1 protein-coding gene is annotated in these 419 nt (G+C 74.0%); it reads left to right on the forward strand.

Features of this window, described 5'->3' with window-relative positions; genetic code table 11:
* A partial coding sequence (locus tag G3I71_RS48545) for an aldo/keto reductase (protein WP_164325376.1) occupies nucleotides 1–419 on the forward strand: 419 nt, incomplete at both ends.

The following is a 419-nucleotide window of genomic DNA, read 5'->3' on the forward strand; positions in this document are numbered from 1 at the left end:
CCCGTGCTCGGGTTCGGCACGTGGCAGGCGGAGGGCTCCGACGCGGAGCTCGCCGTCTCGGCCGCGCTGCAGCTCGGGTTCCGGCACGTCGACACCGCGACGGGCTACGGCAACGAGGCGCAGGTCGGGCGCGCGCTCGCGACCGTGGGCATCGACCGCGACGACGTCTTCGTCACCACCAAGCTGCCGCCGGACCACGCGGGCCGCGAGCGGCAGACGATCACCGAGTCGCTGGCCGCGCTCGGCACCGACCACGTCGACCTGTGGCTCATCCACTGGCCGCCGCACAAGCAGGCCAGCCCCGAGGTCTGGCAGGAGCTGCGCCGCGCGCGCGACGAGGGCCTGACCCGCTCGATCGGCGTCTCGAACTACTCGATCGCGCAGATCGACGAGCTCATCCCGGCGACGAGCGCGGCGCC

Source organism: Streptomyces sp. SID12501 (assembly GCF_010550245.1).
GTDB lineage: Bacteria > Actinomycetota > Actinomycetes > Streptomycetales > Streptomycetaceae > Streptomyces.